Origin of the sequence: Luteitalea sp. (genome assembly GCA_009377605.1) — a bacterium.
In the GTDB taxonomy this organism is placed as follows: Bacteria; Acidobacteriota; Vicinamibacteria; order Vicinamibacterales; family Vicinamibacteraceae; genus WHTT01.
This window is the reverse complement of sequence record WHTT01000008.1, coordinates 15683-32100: the sequence shown is the minus strand read 5'-3', so window position 1 is coordinate 32100 and position 16418 is coordinate 15683. Positions and strand designations below refer to the sequence as shown.

General features: G+C 63.9%; 12 protein-coding genes. 5 read left to right on the top strand and 7 right to left on the bottom strand.

Features of this window, described 5'->3' with window-relative positions; translation table 11 throughout:
- Nucleotides 1-18: 18 nt before the first annotated feature.
- Both GEV06_04070 and GEV06_04065 read right to left on the bottom strand, forming a co-directional pair.
- Entirely contained in the window at nucleotides 19-1332 is a 1314-nt protein-coding gene (locus tag GEV06_04070) for a hypothetical protein (protein MPZ17080.1), read from the bottom strand.
- 56 nt (nucleotides 1333-1388) lie between these two features.
- Nucleotides 1389-2270, bottom strand: a complete 882-nt coding sequence (locus GEV06_04065) for a methyltransferase domain-containing protein (GenBank protein MPZ17079.1) — start codon at nucleotides 2268-2270, stop codon at nucleotides 1389-1391.
- Nucleotides 2271-2321: 51 nt separating this feature from the next.
- Between GEV06_04065 and asnB the strand changes: the two genes are divergently transcribed.
- Genes asnB through GEV06_04050 form a run of 3 tightly spaced genes read left to right on the top strand, consistent with a single transcriptional unit; the run spans nucleotide 2322 to nucleotide 6660 of the window.
- A complete protein-coding gene (asnB, locus tag GEV06_04060) occupies nucleotides 2322-4271 on the top strand; it encodes an asparagine synthase (glutamine-hydrolyzing) (GenBank protein MPZ17078.1) in 1950 nt (649 codons plus the stop codon).
- Nucleotides 4272-4316: 45 nt separating this feature from the next.
- Nucleotides 4317-5579, top strand: a complete 1263-nt coding sequence (locus tag GEV06_04055) for a glycosyltransferase (GenBank protein MPZ17077.1) — start codon at nucleotides 4317-4319, stop codon at nucleotides 5577-5579.
- Nucleotides 5557-6660 carry a methyltransferase domain-containing protein gene (locus GEV06_04050; GenBank protein ID MPZ17076.1) on the top strand — a complete coding sequence of 368 codons (1104 nt, stop codon included), beginning with the start codon at nucleotides 5557-5559 and terminating at the stop codon, nucleotides 6658-6660. The genes GEV06_04055 and GEV06_04050 overlap by 23 nt, the downstream gene beginning before the upstream one ends.
- A 1694-nt stretch (nucleotides 6661-8354) precedes the next feature.
- Here GEV06_04050 and GEV06_04045 read toward each other — a convergent pair.
- Genes GEV06_04045 through GEV06_04030 form a run of 4 tightly spaced genes read right to left on the bottom strand, consistent with a single transcriptional unit; the run spans nucleotide 8355 to nucleotide 12822 of the window.
- Nucleotides 8355-9449, bottom strand: a complete 1095-nt coding sequence (locus GEV06_04045) for a glycosyltransferase (GenBank protein MPZ17075.1) — start codon at nucleotides 9447-9449, stop codon at nucleotides 8355-8357.
- Nucleotides 9450-9483: 34 nt separating this feature from the next.
- Complete coding sequence (locus GEV06_04040; protein MPZ17074.1) at nucleotides 9484-10473, bottom strand: glycosyltransferase; 990 nt, start codon at nucleotides 10471-10473, stop codon at nucleotides 9484-9486.
- Between the two features lie 33 nt (nucleotides 10474-10506).
- Complete coding sequence (gene gmd / locus GEV06_04035; GenBank protein MPZ17073.1) at nucleotides 10507-11505, bottom strand: GDP-mannose 4,6-dehydratase; 999 nt, start codon at nucleotides 11503-11505, stop codon at nucleotides 10507-10509.
- A gap of 15 nt (nucleotides 11506-11520) precedes the next feature.
- Nucleotides 11521-12822: a nucleotide sugar dehydrogenase gene (locus GEV06_04030; protein ID MPZ17072.1), complete on the bottom strand. Its 1302-nt coding sequence runs from the start codon at nucleotides 12820-12822 to the stop codon at nucleotides 11521-11523.
- 284 nt (nucleotides 12823-13106) lie between these two features.
- Here GEV06_04030 and GEV06_04025 point away from each other — a divergent pair, with 284 nt between their 5' ends.
- Together GEV06_04025 and GEV06_04020 are read left to right on the top strand one after the other, a co-directional pair.
- Nucleotides 13107-13919, top strand: a complete 813-nt coding sequence (locus tag GEV06_04025; GenBank protein MPZ17071.1) for a PEP-CTERM sorting domain-containing protein — start codon at nucleotides 13107-13109, stop codon at nucleotides 13917-13919.
- A 789-nt stretch (nucleotides 13920-14708) separates the two neighbouring features.
- Entirely contained in the window at nucleotides 14709-15341 is a 633-nt protein-coding gene (locus tag GEV06_04020) for a PEP-CTERM sorting domain-containing protein (GenBank protein MPZ17070.1), read from the top strand.
- 206 nt (nucleotides 15342-15547) lie between these two features.
- Here the strand turns inward: GEV06_04020 and rfbD are convergent, their stop codons facing one another.
- Complete coding sequence (rfbD, locus tag GEV06_04015) at nucleotides 15548-16414, bottom strand: dTDP-4-dehydrorhamnose reductase (GenBank protein MPZ17069.1); 867 nt, start codon at nucleotides 16412-16414, stop codon at nucleotides 15548-15550.
- Between the last annotated feature and the right edge of the window lie 4 nt (nucleotides 16415-16418).

The following is a 16418-nucleotide window of genomic DNA, read 5'->3' as shown; positions in this document are numbered from 1 at the left end:
AGTCGGCTCGGCAGGGCGCTATGCCGATGGTGCTTGGCGCAACGCTGCGATGGTTCGCGACGACAAGACGTAGACGATGGCCAACAGCAGACCCGCAACGGCGCCGAGCACGAGATTGCGCAGCAGATGACGCGAGACCGGCACCGTCGGCGGCACGGCTGGATCGATCACCAGCAGCCGAGCACTCCGGCTGGCCACCTGGACCCGGGCTTGCTCATAGCGAGTCGCAACGTCGACGTAGACCACGCGCGCAATCTCGAGGTCGGTCTCGAGTCGCGATATCCGCCGTTGCGATTCGTACAGTCTGTTCAAGAGAGGAATACTCACACCTTTGAGGTTGTGCTGCGTGGTCAACTGTGTCCGTCGACGTTCGAGATCCGTCACCCGCGCGCGCGCGAGCGCCACCTCCTCGTCCAACTTGTCGTAGGTCGGGTTCACTGCTTCATCCTTCAGCGTCAATCCGAGGATGCTCTGGGTGCCGCTACTTCTCGCGGCCTCCGCCAGCGCTGGATCGGCATCAATCGACCGGCTGAGCGTCTGGATCCGCTCGCGTTTCGCCAACTCTTCTTCCGCCCGCTCCAGGGCAGCGCGCTCCCCGGCGGCCTCGACGATGAGCTCGCGCAGCTCGCCACGCTGCTCGAGAATGGCGTCGATGTCCTTCTCTTGGAGCTCGACTTGCGCCTCCTTCTTGGTCTCCTCCAGCTGCTGCGCAATCTTGTCGAGGTTTTCGCGCGACTCTTTCACCTGCGCCGCAATGCCGTCACGGGCCTGAACCGCTTCCTCGAGCGTGAGCGCCTTCCCGATATCGGCCGAGCGGTTCGCCATCGCGTTTGCCACGTTCGCCGCGAGCGCCGCGTCGGCAAGCGTGACACGCAGGTTGAGCAGCGTTGTCGAGGGGATGGCTTCCACGGTGACCGCCCGGATCAGAAACTGCGCCGCTGTCATCTCGTGCGGCGGCTGGTTGAGCCGGAAATCCCTGACGATCCCTCGGGCGATTGCCTGGCTAGTGAGAATCGACCTGAACGTCCCGAGCAAGGCGTCTGCCGGTTGCTCCCGTTGACTTGCGTCCAGCTGCGTTTGGCTCACACCGAGGATGGTCTGCGCTTCGTAGGCTCGAGTCGCCAGCAGCCCAGCGGCAAGCCCTCCGAGTCCACCGACGAGCGTGAGAACGATGACCAGGCGACGGCGGCCCCAAAGCAGCCGTACGTGGTCGAGGATCTGATGCTCATCATCCTCAGGAGTCCACCGCTGAACCGGAGGCCGGTGGGTGTCGTGGCCGGCTAGTGAGGTTGGGTCGGGTCCAGGATTCGATCCCGATGGTGGTGTCAGCATCTCGCTCGAATCATCGCCAGCGCCGGTAGGTATTGTAGCCCATGCTGGCGCGGGTGCTAGCCGCCACTGTAACGCTCCTGCCGTTCCAGGAACAGGCTGATGCAGTTGGCGTACTTGAGCACCGCAGTGCTAATCCACTGCCGGGGAGCCACGGTTCGATGATACCGCCACCGCGGAGACCGCCCGAGCACGTCACGTACCTTACGCGCGTAGAAGTCCCCGGTATAGCGGAAAGACGCACGAAGGCGATGCGTCTTCGCCAGTTGGATCACGTCATGGTAACTGAGGTAATTCGTGAAATAGTGCATGTAGTCAGCGTGCCGCTCTGAAAAGATCTCGAGGCTGGTGCCCGAATCACGGCGGTGCTGCCGATACCGACCAAAGCCGAGCCGGCTCAACCACTTGATATACCAGCACAGCAGGTCGTGCTCCTTCACGCGGTGGACGTAAGGGATCAAGAGATGACCTTCGTAGACGTAGTTCCTTAGCGGGAAGAGATGCGCGGAGAACCCCCCTCGGCGCAGCACCCGCGAAAGCTGGCCAAAAAAATGATGGTGATCGAAGACATGTTCGAGCACCTGGTTCGACACGACAACGTCGAAACTCTGATCGGTATAGGGCCAAGGATCGGCCTGGCGGATCGCCGAGACTCGACGGGCCCAGTCCGTACGTGGATCGGCGACCGCTAGTCGTGCGACCAGCCCATCGTGGAAGCCGTGCCCTTCTGGACCGCGGTCGGCAACGTCGAACCCGTACAGCTCGTACTCACGATCGGTATCGATCTGCTCGAGAGCGCGAGCGAAGTACGCCAGCATAGCGCCGCTACCGCATCCCGCGTCGAGCACGCGGACCGTTGGGCCCAGCCCGCGCATGGCCGCTTCCGTAGCAACGACCGTCGCCAGGTGTTCGTGAGTGAGACTCGAAGCTCGTGGCACCATGGACCCTCGCAGTTGAACGGGACGGCCGAGCGGGCGACAATACCGACGTCTATGTGTGGCATCGCCGGAGCCGTGACGCTGACCGGAAAGCCGCCAGGTGAGCCCCTCGAGCCGATGCTCGAACGAGAGCGTCACCGCGGGCCCGATGACGAGGGGGTCTGGGCCGACGCCTGGTGTCGGCTCGGTCACAAGAGGCTCGCAATCATCGACCTGTCGCCTGCCGGACGTCAACCGCTTTCCAATCGCCAGGGCAGCGTGTGGATCACCTTCAACGGCGAGATCTACAACTTTCAGACGCTGCGCCGCGAGCTCGAGCAGGACGGCTACGTCTTCCGCACCCGCACCGATACGGAAGTGATCCTCTCCGCGTACGAGAAGTGGGGACTCGACTGTCTCACGCGTCTCCGCGGCATGTTCGCCTTTGCTCTGTGGGACGCTCCTCGCCGGCGACTGCTGCTGGCGCGCGATCGTGTTGGCAAGAAGCCGCTCTTCTACACGACCGCCGGCGGGCGCCTGCTCTTCGCCTCGGAGCTGCAGAGCCTGCTCGCCGACCCCGCCGTGCCACGAACGGTCGATCTGCCGGCCATAGACACCTATCTGTCGTGGGGCTACGTGCCAGCCCCACAAACCGCCTTCGAGAACGTCTTCAAGCTGCCGCCAGCGCATTATCTAACGCTGACACTGACGCCGGCAGGGCCGGTCACTCGTCTCGAGCGATACTGGTCGCTTGGCTATCAGGCGAAGTTGCGGCTGAGCGAAGCGGAGGCGGCCGAGGCACTTCGCGACACGCTGACCGAGGCGGTGCGCTTGCGAATGATCAGCGACGTCCCGCTGGGGGCTTTCCTTTCAGGCGGCATCGACTCGAGCCTCATCGTCGGCTTGATGGCGGGCCTGTCCAGTGGTCCCGTCAAGACCTTCTCGATCGGCTTCGAAGAAGCCGATTACAACGAGCTCGTGCACGCCCGCCGCGTCGCCACGCGCTTCGGCACCGACCATCACGAGTTCATCGTGAAGCCCGACGCGCTGGCGATATTGCCAAAGCTCGTGCGCCATTTCGGCGAGCCGTTTGCGGATGCCTCGGCGATCCCCACGTATTACGTGTCGGAGATGACGCGCCGGCACGTCACCGTCGCGCTCACGGGCGACGGCGGCGACGAGAGCTTTGCCGGCTATCAGCGCTACCTCGCCAGCCGCCTCGCTGCACGCATCCAGCGCGTCCCCGGCCTGGCGATGACAGCGCGGGCCGCTGGCGGCCTCCTGCCCTCATCAAGGGACTTCAAGAATCGCTGGCAGCGCGCGAGTCGATTCCTGACCGCCTTGACCGAGTCGCCCGCTGAGCGATATGGCCGCTGGGTCGGTGGCTCCACGGGACATTTCACCGAAGCAGACAAGGTGCAGCTGTACCGCAACCGCATGTGGGCGGCGCTCGATGGCCGGCGTCCTGTCGACTGGATGGCGTCGCTGTTTGCCACCGCCGCCGATCTCGATCCTGTGGATGCCGCCATGGCCGTGGATGTCGCGGCGTATCTCCCTTTCGATCTGTTGGTCAAGGTCGACATCACCTCCATGGCCAACAGCCTCGAAGCGCGATCCCCGCTGCTCGATCACGAGGTCATGGAGTTGGCGGCCCGCCTGCCGGTCGCCTTCAAGCTGCGAGGCCGCGTGTCCAAGTACCTCCTCCGGCGCGCGTTCGCGGATGTGTTGCCTCCAGAGAACATGGCGCGGGGGAAGATGGGCTTTGGCGTACCGGTCGGTCAGTGGTTGCGGGGACCGTTGCAGGGCCTGCTCGCGGACACGCTGATCGCGGAGCCCACGCTCCTTCGGGACTGCTTCAACACCGCGGCGGTCCAGCAGCTCGTCACCGCCCACCTGGAGGGCCGCGCCGATCATGGCTTCCGTCTGTGGAACCTGCTCATGCTCGAGTTGTGGCATCGCGAGATGGTCAGCCGAACGACACTGCCAACCGACAACGTGAGACTGTATGCGACGGGCAGCTCGTGACTGCACCGCGACACGCATGAACGAGGTGCTAGAATCACGTCGCCCATGAGCGTCGACACACCCGTCAGGGTCCTGCACATCATCACGCGGATGATTGTCGGCGGGGCCCAAGAAAACACGCTGCTCTCCGTCGAAGGCCTGGACCGTCTGCCGGAATACGACGTCACGCTCGTCAGCGGCGTCGACCGCGGTCCGGAAGGAGATCTGCTGGTACGAGCACGAAACAGCACGAAGCTGGCCATCGTGCCGGAGCTGGGCCGCGCGGTCAGTCCCCTGGCGGATCTCGTGGCCCTGTGGAAGCTGTACCGGTTGATTCGCGCTGGGCGTTACCACATCGTTCACACACATTCCTCGAAGGCAGGCGTGCTCGGTCGCATCGCGGCGAAGGCCGCAGGAGCACCGCTCATCGTCCACACCGTGCACGGCCTGGCGTTTCACGACTATCAATCGTGGTTGGTGAACCGTCTGTGGTGGCTCACGGAGAGGATGTGCGTACCGCTCACCGACCATTTCATCAGCGTCTCGAGCCTGATGGCTCAGAGGGCCATCGTTGCCGGCATGGGGCGTCCGGAACTGTTTACCACCGTCTACAGCGGCATGGAGCTGGATTGGTATCTCAACCCCAGCGTCGATCCAGCCGCGGTGCGTCGTGAGTTCGGTATTCCCGAAGGTGCCCGTGTCGTCGGCAAGATCGCGCGGTTGTTCCATTTGAAGGGACATGATCAGCTCTTCGATGCCGCGCCGGCCATCGTCCGACGAAATCCAGACGTGCGCTTCTTTCTGGTCGGCGACGGCATCCTCCTCGATCACCTGCGACAACGCGCGCAGGAGCAAGGCATCCTTCGACATTTCGTCTTCGCCGGGCTCGTCGACCGCGAGCGTATTCCGGAGATGCTCTCCGCGATGGACGTCCTCGTGCACACGTCGCTGCGGGAAGGTCTAGCGCGCGTGCTGCCGCAAGCACTGGCCATGGGCAAGCCGTGCGTCTCGTTCGACCTCGACGGTGCTCCGGAGGTCGTTATCCCGGGCCAGACTGGCTACCTTGTCCGCCCGGGCGACGCCGATGGGTTGGCGCATGCGGTCACGCGGTTGCTGGCGGACCCGGACTTGCGCAGGCGGATGGGCGAGGCGGGCCGGCGTCGTGTCGATCCTGCCTTCCGGGCCGAGACCATGGTGCAAGAGATCGCGGCGCTCTACCGCACGTTGCTCGACCAATATCCCGAACGACTGCGGCGCTTCGACGGGCAGGAGCGGCAGCCTATAGCGCTGAAGAACGTGACCACTCATGGCGCCCCTCCGCGCCGCTGAAGCCGCGACAACGCTCCTACGGTCTCGCCGGCAGCCGAGCTGTCCCCTCTGCGGAGAGCTCGGCGCCCCGCTCCACAGCGGCCTTCGGGACCGGCTGTTGGACCGTCCCGAGGCGTGGTCGCTCGTGCGCTGCGAACACACGGCATGCGGGCTGCTGTGGCTCGACCCCCAGCCCCTGTCTGAGGACATCACGCTCGCCTATGGGGACTCGTATCCATCGCACGTGGTGCTGACCCCACCACCAAGCCTTGTCCGTCGCTTCTACTCCAGGGTCGAGAGAGGTTACTTCGCCGACGCGTTCGGCTACGACGGTCCAGAGGTCAGGTCGTGGCAACGCCTGGCTGGGCATGCCTTGGGAGGGCTTCCGCTCAGGCGCGCCGCGTGCGACTTCCAAGTGGCGCATCTGAGCGCCCTCTCTGGCGGGCGGCTCCTCGACGTCGGGTGCGGTAGAGGGGACGGTCTCCTCTTGCTGCGGCGACTTGGCTGGAGCGCCGAAGGTGTGGACTTCGATCCCTCCGCGGTTGACGCGGCGCGGACGCGCGGACTGGAAGTGCGGTGTGGTACGGTGGAGGCACAACGCTACGCCGCGGCGTCATTCGATGCCATTGTCTTGAGCCACGTCATCGAGCACCTGTTCGATCCCTTGCAGCTCCTCCGGGAGTGCGCGCGCATTCTCAAGCCAGGCGGACGGCTGGTCGTGGTCACGCCGAACACGGCGAGCCTCTTTCATGCACGATTCGGCGCGAGCTGGTTTCATCTGGACCCGCCCCGACACATCATGCTGTTTCACGCGCCTCCCCTTCGCCAGGTCGTAGAGGCGGCAGGGTTGACCATCGAACGGCTCACCACGAGCCTTCGCAGCGCCTGGCTCAATTGGATACTGAGCCGTCGCATTCAACGGGAAGGCGTCGCCGATCTGTATCGGCCACCCTCCAACCGGGAGCGGATGGAAGGATATCTGTCCGTGCTCGCCAAGCGCATTGGCACAACTGATTCCGGCGAAGAGCTCGTGCTGCTGGCTCGGAAGCCACCACCGTCTGAAGACGACCCGCGGATGGAGGCACCAGCACAGAGCCGATAGGCGCGCTCTCGTTCCGCGTCGTACGCCCAAACCGCAACATGATCGGGGTTTCCTGGCACGCTTCCCTGCCACAAACTACGGCGACCTGAGCTCGGATTCTCGGGTCGCGGAGCGACCGAAAGGATGGGGCGCGGGGGATGACCGGAGGCTGTCACAACCACGGCGTCCGCCACGCGCTGGGGACCGGGAAGATACGCCCAGCCCTTCATCAAGACATCGCTGCCGCGTGCTTCCACACCTGTCACCTGCCCCATCTCGCATCGCTCGGGCACGAGCCACACCACTCGCGACAGCGATTCGCGAACGATGCCTGCCTGACGCCACCGAGGGAGGTTGCCGCGAACACGCTCCCAGATCGGATACAGCAGCCCGTTTCCTGAATCACCTTCGGGCGAGACGTCAGCGAACACGAGAGCAGCTTTCGCTTGGAGCAACCGAATCCGATACGCACTTGCCGCGCGCCATGTGTCTGGCAGCGCCAAACCGTACATCACGATGAAGGCTGCGACGGGTACCAATACGCAGGCTTGCCACCAGAAGCGCGGCGCAGCCCCGCGAGGAAGGGCTGCACGCCGCTGCTCCATCCAAAGCCACGCGAGCATGACGCAGGCAATCACGACCCAGGATGAGAATGCGATGTATCGGGATGCCAGCATCCAGGGCGCGCCGAAGCCAATCCGTCCAATCAGGGTCACCAGCCCCGCCCCAAGACCGTACAAGCCGAGAATCACCCATGGCTTCGCACGGTCCGTGAGCTCGCGCTCGCGGCGGCTCCTCAGCAGCCACACGGTGAGGGCGAACAGGAGCACGCACAGCACGAGCCCGCTCCACCAAGCCGTGGCGACGCGTGCCTCCTCACCGATCGCAAACGAGCTACCGAGAAAGAGCAGGAGACCGTCCAGAGTAGCGTGCGGCGTCTGAAGCGCGGTAAAGGCGCTCGGATGGTAGCCAGGCTTCACGTAGTCGGCAAAATACAACCAGAAGGTGGCGCCTCCGGCGGTCAGCCACAGGACGCGATCGTGCCTCGATCGAGCCCACACCCAGGGGGCGAGAAACCAACAAAGCAGTCCGGTCGCCACCGTGAAGCTGGCAAGCATGACGAGCAGGAGCGAGACGATGACGATCCACGGCCGCTTCGGAAGCGCCTGAGCCAGCCACAACACGAGCAGCAGGCAGAAGCCAGGGAGGTACATCATGAACTGGAGCCCCCACAGGGTGTTCTCCCGCTGCGCAGGCGTGAACAGCGCGAGAAACACGAGCGTCATGGGGACGACCGAGCGGAGGCCACTGCGTCGTATCGATTCACGGGCGAACGCCAGGCAAGCCAAGCCGGACACCAGCAGCAGCAACTGCGTTGCAGCCATGCCGGCCCGTGTATCCCAGTGTGTGAGGACAGCGAGGGCCGTGTAGAGCAGGCGGGCAACGGCGGGTCGGTGCTCGTTGTGTTGAGAGAACAACTCGCCCAACTCAACCGAGCCGCTCCTCAGCCAGGTCCACGTGGGGGGAACGATGTCCCATTCGTCGCCCAGAGGCACGTCCACCCAGAACCGCGTGACGAATAGCGCGGAGGCGAGCGTGACGACGCCCAACACGCCGACGTTGATCCACAGGGAAGAAGGGGGAGATGGTGAGGGGGTGACAGGGTGGGCAGGTGGCACGGCTGGCGGGTGATAGGGTGACAGAGGGTTCGCGCGCTACGAACCGACTTTCTCTGCCTTCCGTAGCAAGGCAATCCATTTTGGCGCATTCGCTTGCACGGAATAGAGCGATGCGACGCGATCGCGGGCACGCCTCCCAAGCTGTTCGCGCAGCGTCCGGTCTTCGATGAGCTGCGCAAGGGCCCGTTCCCACTCGGCGTCTGACCGGCAAAAGAGCGTGCCGGTGTCACTCCCGAGGATCTGCTCGTTGGTCTCCGTCCACGAGGCGATCGTTGGCGCGCCGGATGCACCGTACTGAAGCGCCTTGAGGGCGGCTTTGCCCCGTGTCCACGCGGTGTCCGGCATCGGCATCAATCCGATATCGAACGCGGAGACGTCGTTGACCTCCGTCTCGAGACACCACGGATGGATCGTGACCGGAACGCCGCGCAACGGGCTCCGCCCGGCGCCCACCAGTCGAAGCTCGACATCGTAACGGCAGAGGATCCGCCGCAACGGCTCCTCGATGAGGGTCAGGTAAGCGGCCGTGGACGGTGTGCCAATCCAGCCAAGGACCAGCCGCGCCGCGGTACGGGGCGGTGCCGGAAAGGGGTATCGATCGATGTCGACAGACGTCGGAATGAGCACGGCTTCCCCGCCGGCCGCTTGGACGACCGCGGCGTTACGGTGGTTCGAGGTGACGATCACCCGGCAGCAGGCGATGGCCCGTGCCAGGCTGTCGCGCCACAAGCGGCCGCGCAGCTTGGCCATGAGATGCGTTTCTCCTGCTTCCTGCACGTCCAACGCATCGTCGAAATCGTACACGAGCCGATCGCGATACGGGCCGAGCCACGTGGTCGTCCAGGCCGGCAGCGGAATCCGATAGAACACGCATCGATCGAACCGCGGCAGCAGCGAGATGAGACGCGCCAGGCTGGCGTGTGTCTCGCTCCAACTTCGAGCCAGCTGCAGCGTCCGCACGTGGCGTGCGCGCCCGAGGCTGCCGAGCGCTGCAGCGGTCGACACTTGACTCTGCGCCACGCGGACGGTGCAGAGAAAGCCGGCCGACTCCAAGGCCGGCAGGTACTGCAGAACCCGATAGCGCGTCCCGGGAGAGGACCCGGTATGCTGAACGAGGAATAACACCCTCATACGCCTGTTAGACGATTAGTCCAAAGACGTGCCCTTATCCGTGTCCCTCGGTATCCGTCCTTATTTGCGTCCATCTCTGGATGCCCCGATGCCTCCACAGATCGCCAAGGACCCGCCTCCAGAGCCGCACGTACCCGAGCACGACGTCCGTGATTTCTCGACCGTCGAGATGACCAAGCGCGTGAGCCAGGCGGATCAGGGGCTCGACACAGAGCGTCCCCACCGCGAGCGCCGTCGCGCTCCGCCGGGGAAAATGCTTGTACCCGTAGAGAATCCGGCTGTGCAGCGCGTAGCCAAGCCTCAGTGCCTTCACCGCTTGCGATGCACCGCCACCCTTATGGTAAACGACGGCGTCAGCGAGGAACATGGTCCGCGAACCGCGGAGCGCGGCCCGACGCGAGAAGTCGAGGTCTTCGAGATACAAGAAGAATCGCTCGTCGAAGCCATCAAGGGCTTGGAAGAGCAAGCGCCGTACGGCATAGAACGCGCCGCAGACGTGCTCGACCTGCCGCGTATCCCGATGGTCCCACTCACTCATCACGTGGGACGGCCAGCGCCGGGGGAAGAGCCGATTGAGCCCGAGCACGACGCTCACGAACATGGCGGGAGTCGGGAATCGCGCACAGCTCCGGCTCGTCGCCCCTTCGTCATCGACCAGTCGAGGGCCGACAATGCCCACGTCTCGCCCCGATGGAGACGCGAGATACTCGACAGGCCTCGCGAGGGCATCCGCCGTCACGCGCGTGTCTGGGTTCAAGAAAAGGAGATAGTCTGCTGTCGATCCGATGGCGCCTCGATTGCACGCGGCCGCAAAACCGAGATTACGGCGGCTACGAATGACCTCGACTCTCGAGTCGAGCCATTCGAGACCATCCATCGAACCGTCACTGGATCCGTTGTCGACGACGACGACCCGACGTAACTCGAACCGATGGTCGTGGATGGCGCCCACTGACTCGATGCAGTCGTGGAGCAAGCGCCCACCGTTCCAGTTGACGACGACGACGTCGAGCGAAGGCAGCATCCAGGTGCTTGGTCCTCAGGGACCTACAAGGACTTACGCGCTCGCGGCCGACGTGCTGGAAACGAGCTGGCGCCTGCGGAGGCGCTCGAGATCAGCGTCCACCATCATCATCACGAGCGTCTTGAAGTCGACCGTCGGCTCCCATCCCAGCTCGCTGCGCGCCTTCGTGGCGTCGCCGACCAACAGATCGACTTCCGCCGGCCGGTGGAACTGTGGATCGACCACCACGTGCTCGCGCCAGTCGAGACCGGCGTGGCCGAACGCCACCTCCACCAGCTCGCGCACCGAGTGCGTCACACCGCTTGCCACCACGTAATCGTCTGGCTGATCTTGCTGGAGCATGAGCCAGATGGCACGAATGTAATCGCCGGCAAAGCCCCAGTCGCGCTTCGCGTCCAGTGTGCCGAGGGCGAGCGTCGGCGCGAGCCCGAGCTTGATCCGGGCGACGCCGTCGCTCACCTTGCGCGTGACGAACTCCAGCCCCCGTCGAGGTGATTCGTGGTTGAACAGGATCCCCGAGCAACCGAAGATGCCGAAGCTCTCGCGGTAGTTCACCGTCATGTAATGGCCGAAGACCTTCGAGACGCCATACGGGCTGCGCGGGTAGAACGGCGTGAGCTCTGTCTGGGGCACCTCACGCACTTTGCCGAACATCTCGCTCGAGCTCGCCTGGTAGAACCGGATTTTGACATTGACCTGTCGGATCGCCTCGAGCACCCGCGTCACGCCCTGCGCGTTGTAGTCGCCGGTCAGGACCGGCTGCTGCCAGGAGGTAGGCACGAACGACATCGCGGCAAGGTTGTAGAGCTCGTCTGGCTGCACCTCGTCGAGGAGGCGGATGATGGAGAGCTGGTCGAGCAGGTCGGCGTGCCGGAGCTCGATCCGATCCTGAAGCGGCTCGATGCGCCACAGGTTTGGCGCGCTGGCGCGGCGGATCACACCCACCACGCGATAGCCCTTCTCGACGAGGAACTCGGCCAGATACGAGCCGTCTTGTCCCGTGATGCCCGTGATGACAGCACACTTCGGCATGACGTGAATAGATTACTACAGCCGAAAGATGTGCGCGCCGGCAATACCCTTCAAGGCGTTCCGCGTGTCCACGATGAGCGGGGCGCGCTCCGCCAGCTCAGCATAGTCGAAGGCCCGATGATTCGTGGCAATGATGGCGCAGTCGAATCCGTCACGATAGGCCTCCTCCAGCGGCACCGCGGTCAAGCGTAAGTCGCCATGCTCCACATCGGGAACGTGCGGGTCACTGTAGGTGACCCGTGCCCCTCGCTGCCGCAACAGTTGCGCGATGTCGAGGGCGGGAGACTCGCGGTGGTCGCTCACATCCGGTTTGTACGCCATACCAAGGAGGTGAAGGCGGGATCCTCGAATCGCCTTTCCGAGGCTGTTGAGCGCGTCGGCCACGAGGCTGACCACGTATTTCGGCATCCCTGCGTTGACGTGACCCGCCAACTCGATGAAGCGGCTCTCGAAGCCGCTCTGACGCGCCTTCCAACTGAGATAGAACGGATCGATCGGAATGCAGTGGCCACCGAGGCCCGGTCCCGGATAGAACGGCATGAAGCCGAACGGCTTGGTCTTCGCCGCATCGATGACCTGCCACACATTGATGCCGAGGTCCCGACACATCAGCGCCAACTCGTTGACGAGACCAATGTTCACCGCACGAAAGGTGTTCTCGAGCAGCTTGACCATCTCGGCCACTCGAGGGTTCGACACCGGCACCACCTCGTTGACGATGGTCGAGTACAGCGCGACCGCGGCGCCGGTCGACGCGGCGTCGAAGCCACCAACCACCTTGGGAATATTGTGCGTCTGGAAGTGTGGGTTGCCTGGATCCACGCGCTCCGGCGAGAACGCAAGGTAGAAGTCGGTGCCAGCCTTGAGCCCCGCTTCCTCCAGCATGGGTTGCACGACCTCTTCGGTGGTTCCCGGATAGGTCGTCGATTCGAGAATCACGAGCTGTCCCTTGCGGAGATACTTCGCCGCTTCCGCCACCGCCGAAGCCACGTACGAAAGGTCCGGGTCCTTCGTTTTCCGCAACGGGGTCGGCACGCAGATGTTGATCGTGTCGACCTCCGAGAGCGCCGCGAAGTCGGTGGTCGCACGAAAGCGGCCATCCTGCACCGCTTGATTCACGTGGCAGGCCGGCACGTCGAGGATGTACGACTCGCCGGCGTTGAGCGCCGCGACCTTGTTCCGGTCCACGTCAATGCCGGTCACGTGAAGGCCTGCCCGGGCGAACTCGATCGCTAGGGGCAAGCCCACGTAGCCGAGACCAATGACCCCGGCGCGAGCCTGGCGAGCGCGTAGCTTTTCAATCAGGACATCAGACATTGGGATGAGCACTCTCGATGTGATGTTCCGGCGCGGCGTGGGCGCCATCCGGGGCGCCGTCGGCATGCCCACGGGAACCTCCATCTCAGTAGGTGAAATGGCACGCACCCTGCAGTAGCTCTGGTAGGCACGCGGTCGCTTTGCCTTGGAAAACCCGGAAAGCCCAAGCATTCTGGTACTGAGGGCAAATGCCCGCGAACCTGTTGGCTACCCCACGAATAACGAAAGTCAGCTGAACCGTAGACGTCGTGAACTTGCGACAGAGCCCGAAACTGAGAGTCACTATGAAACGTTCGCTCGCATCTGCTCTTTTCGTTGGCACGGCCTGGCTCACGTCCGCGTCGGCTTCGGCCGCTCCTATTATCGTCGGTTCGGGTAGTCTTCAGCCTGTGACATCCACCGATCAGACGTTCAACCCCTACTGGAACGGCGACTCGTGGGACAGCAACACCGGACCCTGCCACCTCGCCAGCCTCGCGCAAGGGACGGTCTGCGACTGGGTTGGCGGTTCGCCGACCGTTCTCTCCCAGACGACGAGCGACCCCTTGAGCTATCTGGGCCAGGCGGACGGCTCCGCGGTTGACGCGTTCTACTTCGACGAAGGCGCCGCGTACAACTACGAGATCGCCTTGGTAGGCGAGTTCAGCGTCCTCAACGGCAGCAACGAGTTCGGGTGGTACGACCCGCTCACCGGCGAGCGCCACCAGCTCTTCTCGCCGGAGCAGACCTTTGGCGACGTGGCGACGGTCGCCCTGCCGGCCCAGTTTGGCTTCTACTATTTCAACACCGAGTTCGGTCAGTCGTACTTCACGGACTCGACATTGAACGACGGGGCGTATTTCACCGACACGTACGGGCACATTCCTGGCCAACAGTTTGGTTACATGACCGACGGCAGTAATTTCTGGCTGGGGGTGGAGGATTTGTTCGGGACCCTCGCAACGCCCGACTGCATTCCGGGCTCGTGCTCGGACTATGACTACAACGACGTGATCGTATCGTGGAGGCCGATTTCGAAGGTGCCGGAGCCGGGCACGACCGCGCTCCTCGGGCTCGGGCTCCTGGGGTTCGCCTGGGCAATCGGTCGCCGACGGTAGGCTCTGTTTGCCGAACGCGCTGTGCCTCGCGCGTAGCTCTGCGGAAAACCTGCTCCCAGCTCCCCTGCCTCGTCCGTCGCCTGCGTGGAGCGGTGCCAGCTGAAACGGGGACAGTCCTCCTTCTACCTGGCACCGTTCTCACGCCGTCCGGAGCGCGACGTCTCGCCTGAACGTCTCTTCCCAACGCGGTATCCCAAAGCCCACGCGCCGCCCCTTCTGGTTGGTCAGCGCGGCAGTCGGGACGTCTCACTCCAATGGTGACCTCGTCAATCGGCACCAGCGCGAGCCTGATGCGGCAGAAGCTTTGTATGCCGTGGTTCAAGCATTTGAGCTGGTAACCATAACTGGTGTCCAGTAAGTAGCTTGACTGCAGGCGGCCCAGGCGCCACAGGCCTCGCCAGAGCTGGCCACATCAAATACGAACATGGCACGCCGCCTGCATTGATACTGCTACGGACGCGGTGGATGTGCCTGGAATGCGCGGAACAGCCCAAGTATTCAGGCAGGCAGGGAGCGACCCGCGAACCTGTTGGTTCCCTTCGGGCCAACGAAAGTCGGCTCGAGCGTAGACATCGTTTACTTGCGACGGAACAGGAATTCGGAGCCACTATGAAGCGTTCGCTCGTATTTGTCCTTCTCGTTGGTGTGGCCTGGCTGACGTCCACGTCGGCTTCGGCCGCCCCGATCGTCGTCGGTTCGGGCAGCCTTCAAGGCGTCGATTCGGCCACGCAGTCTTTCAACCCGTACTGGGACGGCGACTCATGGGACAGCGTGAACGGCGCCTGCAACATGGGCAGTCTCACACAAGGCTCGGTGTGTGACTGGATTGGAGGGTCTCTGCACACCTTGCCCCAGACGGCAGGCGGGCCCTTGAGCTACTTGGGACAGGCGTCCGGCACCGGAGTCGACGACTTCTACTTCGACGAGGGTGCTGCATATAACTACGAATTCACCCTCGCAGGGGAGTTCACCGCGCTCGACGGCAACAATGAGTTCGGGTGGTACGACCCGCTCACGGGGGAACGTCACCAGCTCTTCTCTCCAGACCAGACCGTCGACGCCGTAGCAAGCGCTGAATTACCCTCGCTCTTTGGCTTCTACTACTTCAACACGGACTTGGGTCAGACATTCTTCACGCAGTCGTCGTGGAATATCGGCGGCTACTTCAGTGACATGTACGGCGTGATGCCTGGCCAACAGTTCGCGTACATGACCGACGGGGACGGGTCATGGCTTGGGCTCGAGGATCTTTTCGGGGCCGCCTCGACGTCTGGATGCGTTGCAGGCGCCTGCTCGGACTATGACTACAACGACCTGATCGTGTCGTGGAGACCGGTTTCGAAGGTGCCAGAGCCGGGCATGACCGCGCTCCTCGGACTCGGGCTGCTCGGGTTCGCCTGGGTAGTCGGCCGCCGCAAGTAAAGGTTCGAGGTAAGAGGTAAGAGGTAAGAGGTCCGAGGTGGTGGCAGGGCGCAGCTTCGGTGGCTTCGTCGAACGTGAAGGGTCGAGCTTCGAGGTCGAGCTCGGCGTTGAGGCTCGCGTGGGGAATGGCTCGGGGGGAGCGAGCTGCCCGGCGTTAGCCCGAAGCACTGAACTCGCCCCCACCTCGAACCTCGCACCTCGAACCTTTATCCTGTTCGCAACGCGACGTATCGCGTGAGCGCCTCTTCCCAGCCCGGCATCGCAATCCCAGCCTGCCGCAGCTTCTCGTTGGCCAACGCGCAGTAGCGCGGGCGTCTCGCTCGAAGCGTGACCTCGTCCACGGACACCGGCACGAGCAACGACGCCGATGCTCCCAGTCTGGCCGCGATGTGTTCCGCCGCCCGATACCACGTCGTCGTCCCTGTATTCACGCAGTGATACAGGCCACTCGGCGCATCGCGGGCCACGAGCCCCAGCGTCGCGTCCACCACGTCTTGGACGTAACTCGGTGACACGATGCGGTCCGAGAACACGCGAACCTCACGACCGGCCATCAGGCCGGCCATGATCTTGTCGAAGCTGCTTCTCGCCGCCGGCCCCCCAAAGAGGCTCTCGACGCGAAGCACGTAGTGTCGCGGCGCATCCGCCGCGAACCACTCTCCCAGGAGCTTGGAGGCCCCGTACACGCTGAGGGGACGCGCTCGATCCTCTTCGCGGTACGGCGTCGTCCCCTCTCCGTCGAAGACGAAGTCGGTGCTGTAGTGCACGAGCGTGGCACCGATCTCGGCAGCCACACGCGCCATGGCCTGCACCGCCAGCGCATTGACGGTCAGCGCATCGGTGGCGTGCTCCTCCGCACCGTCCACGTCGTTGTAGGCCGTGCAGTTGATAATCACCGTTGGGTGGTGCCCGACAATGGCACTGCGTAGGGCGTGGGTGTCGGTCACGTCCAACTCTTGTCGCGTCAGCGCCACCGGCGCAGGCGCTTCTTCCGCCTCGCCGGCACGCCGGAGCCGCTCCACGATGGTCGAACCGAGCTGCCCGTTGGCTCCAAGGACGAGAATCATAGGCATCAGG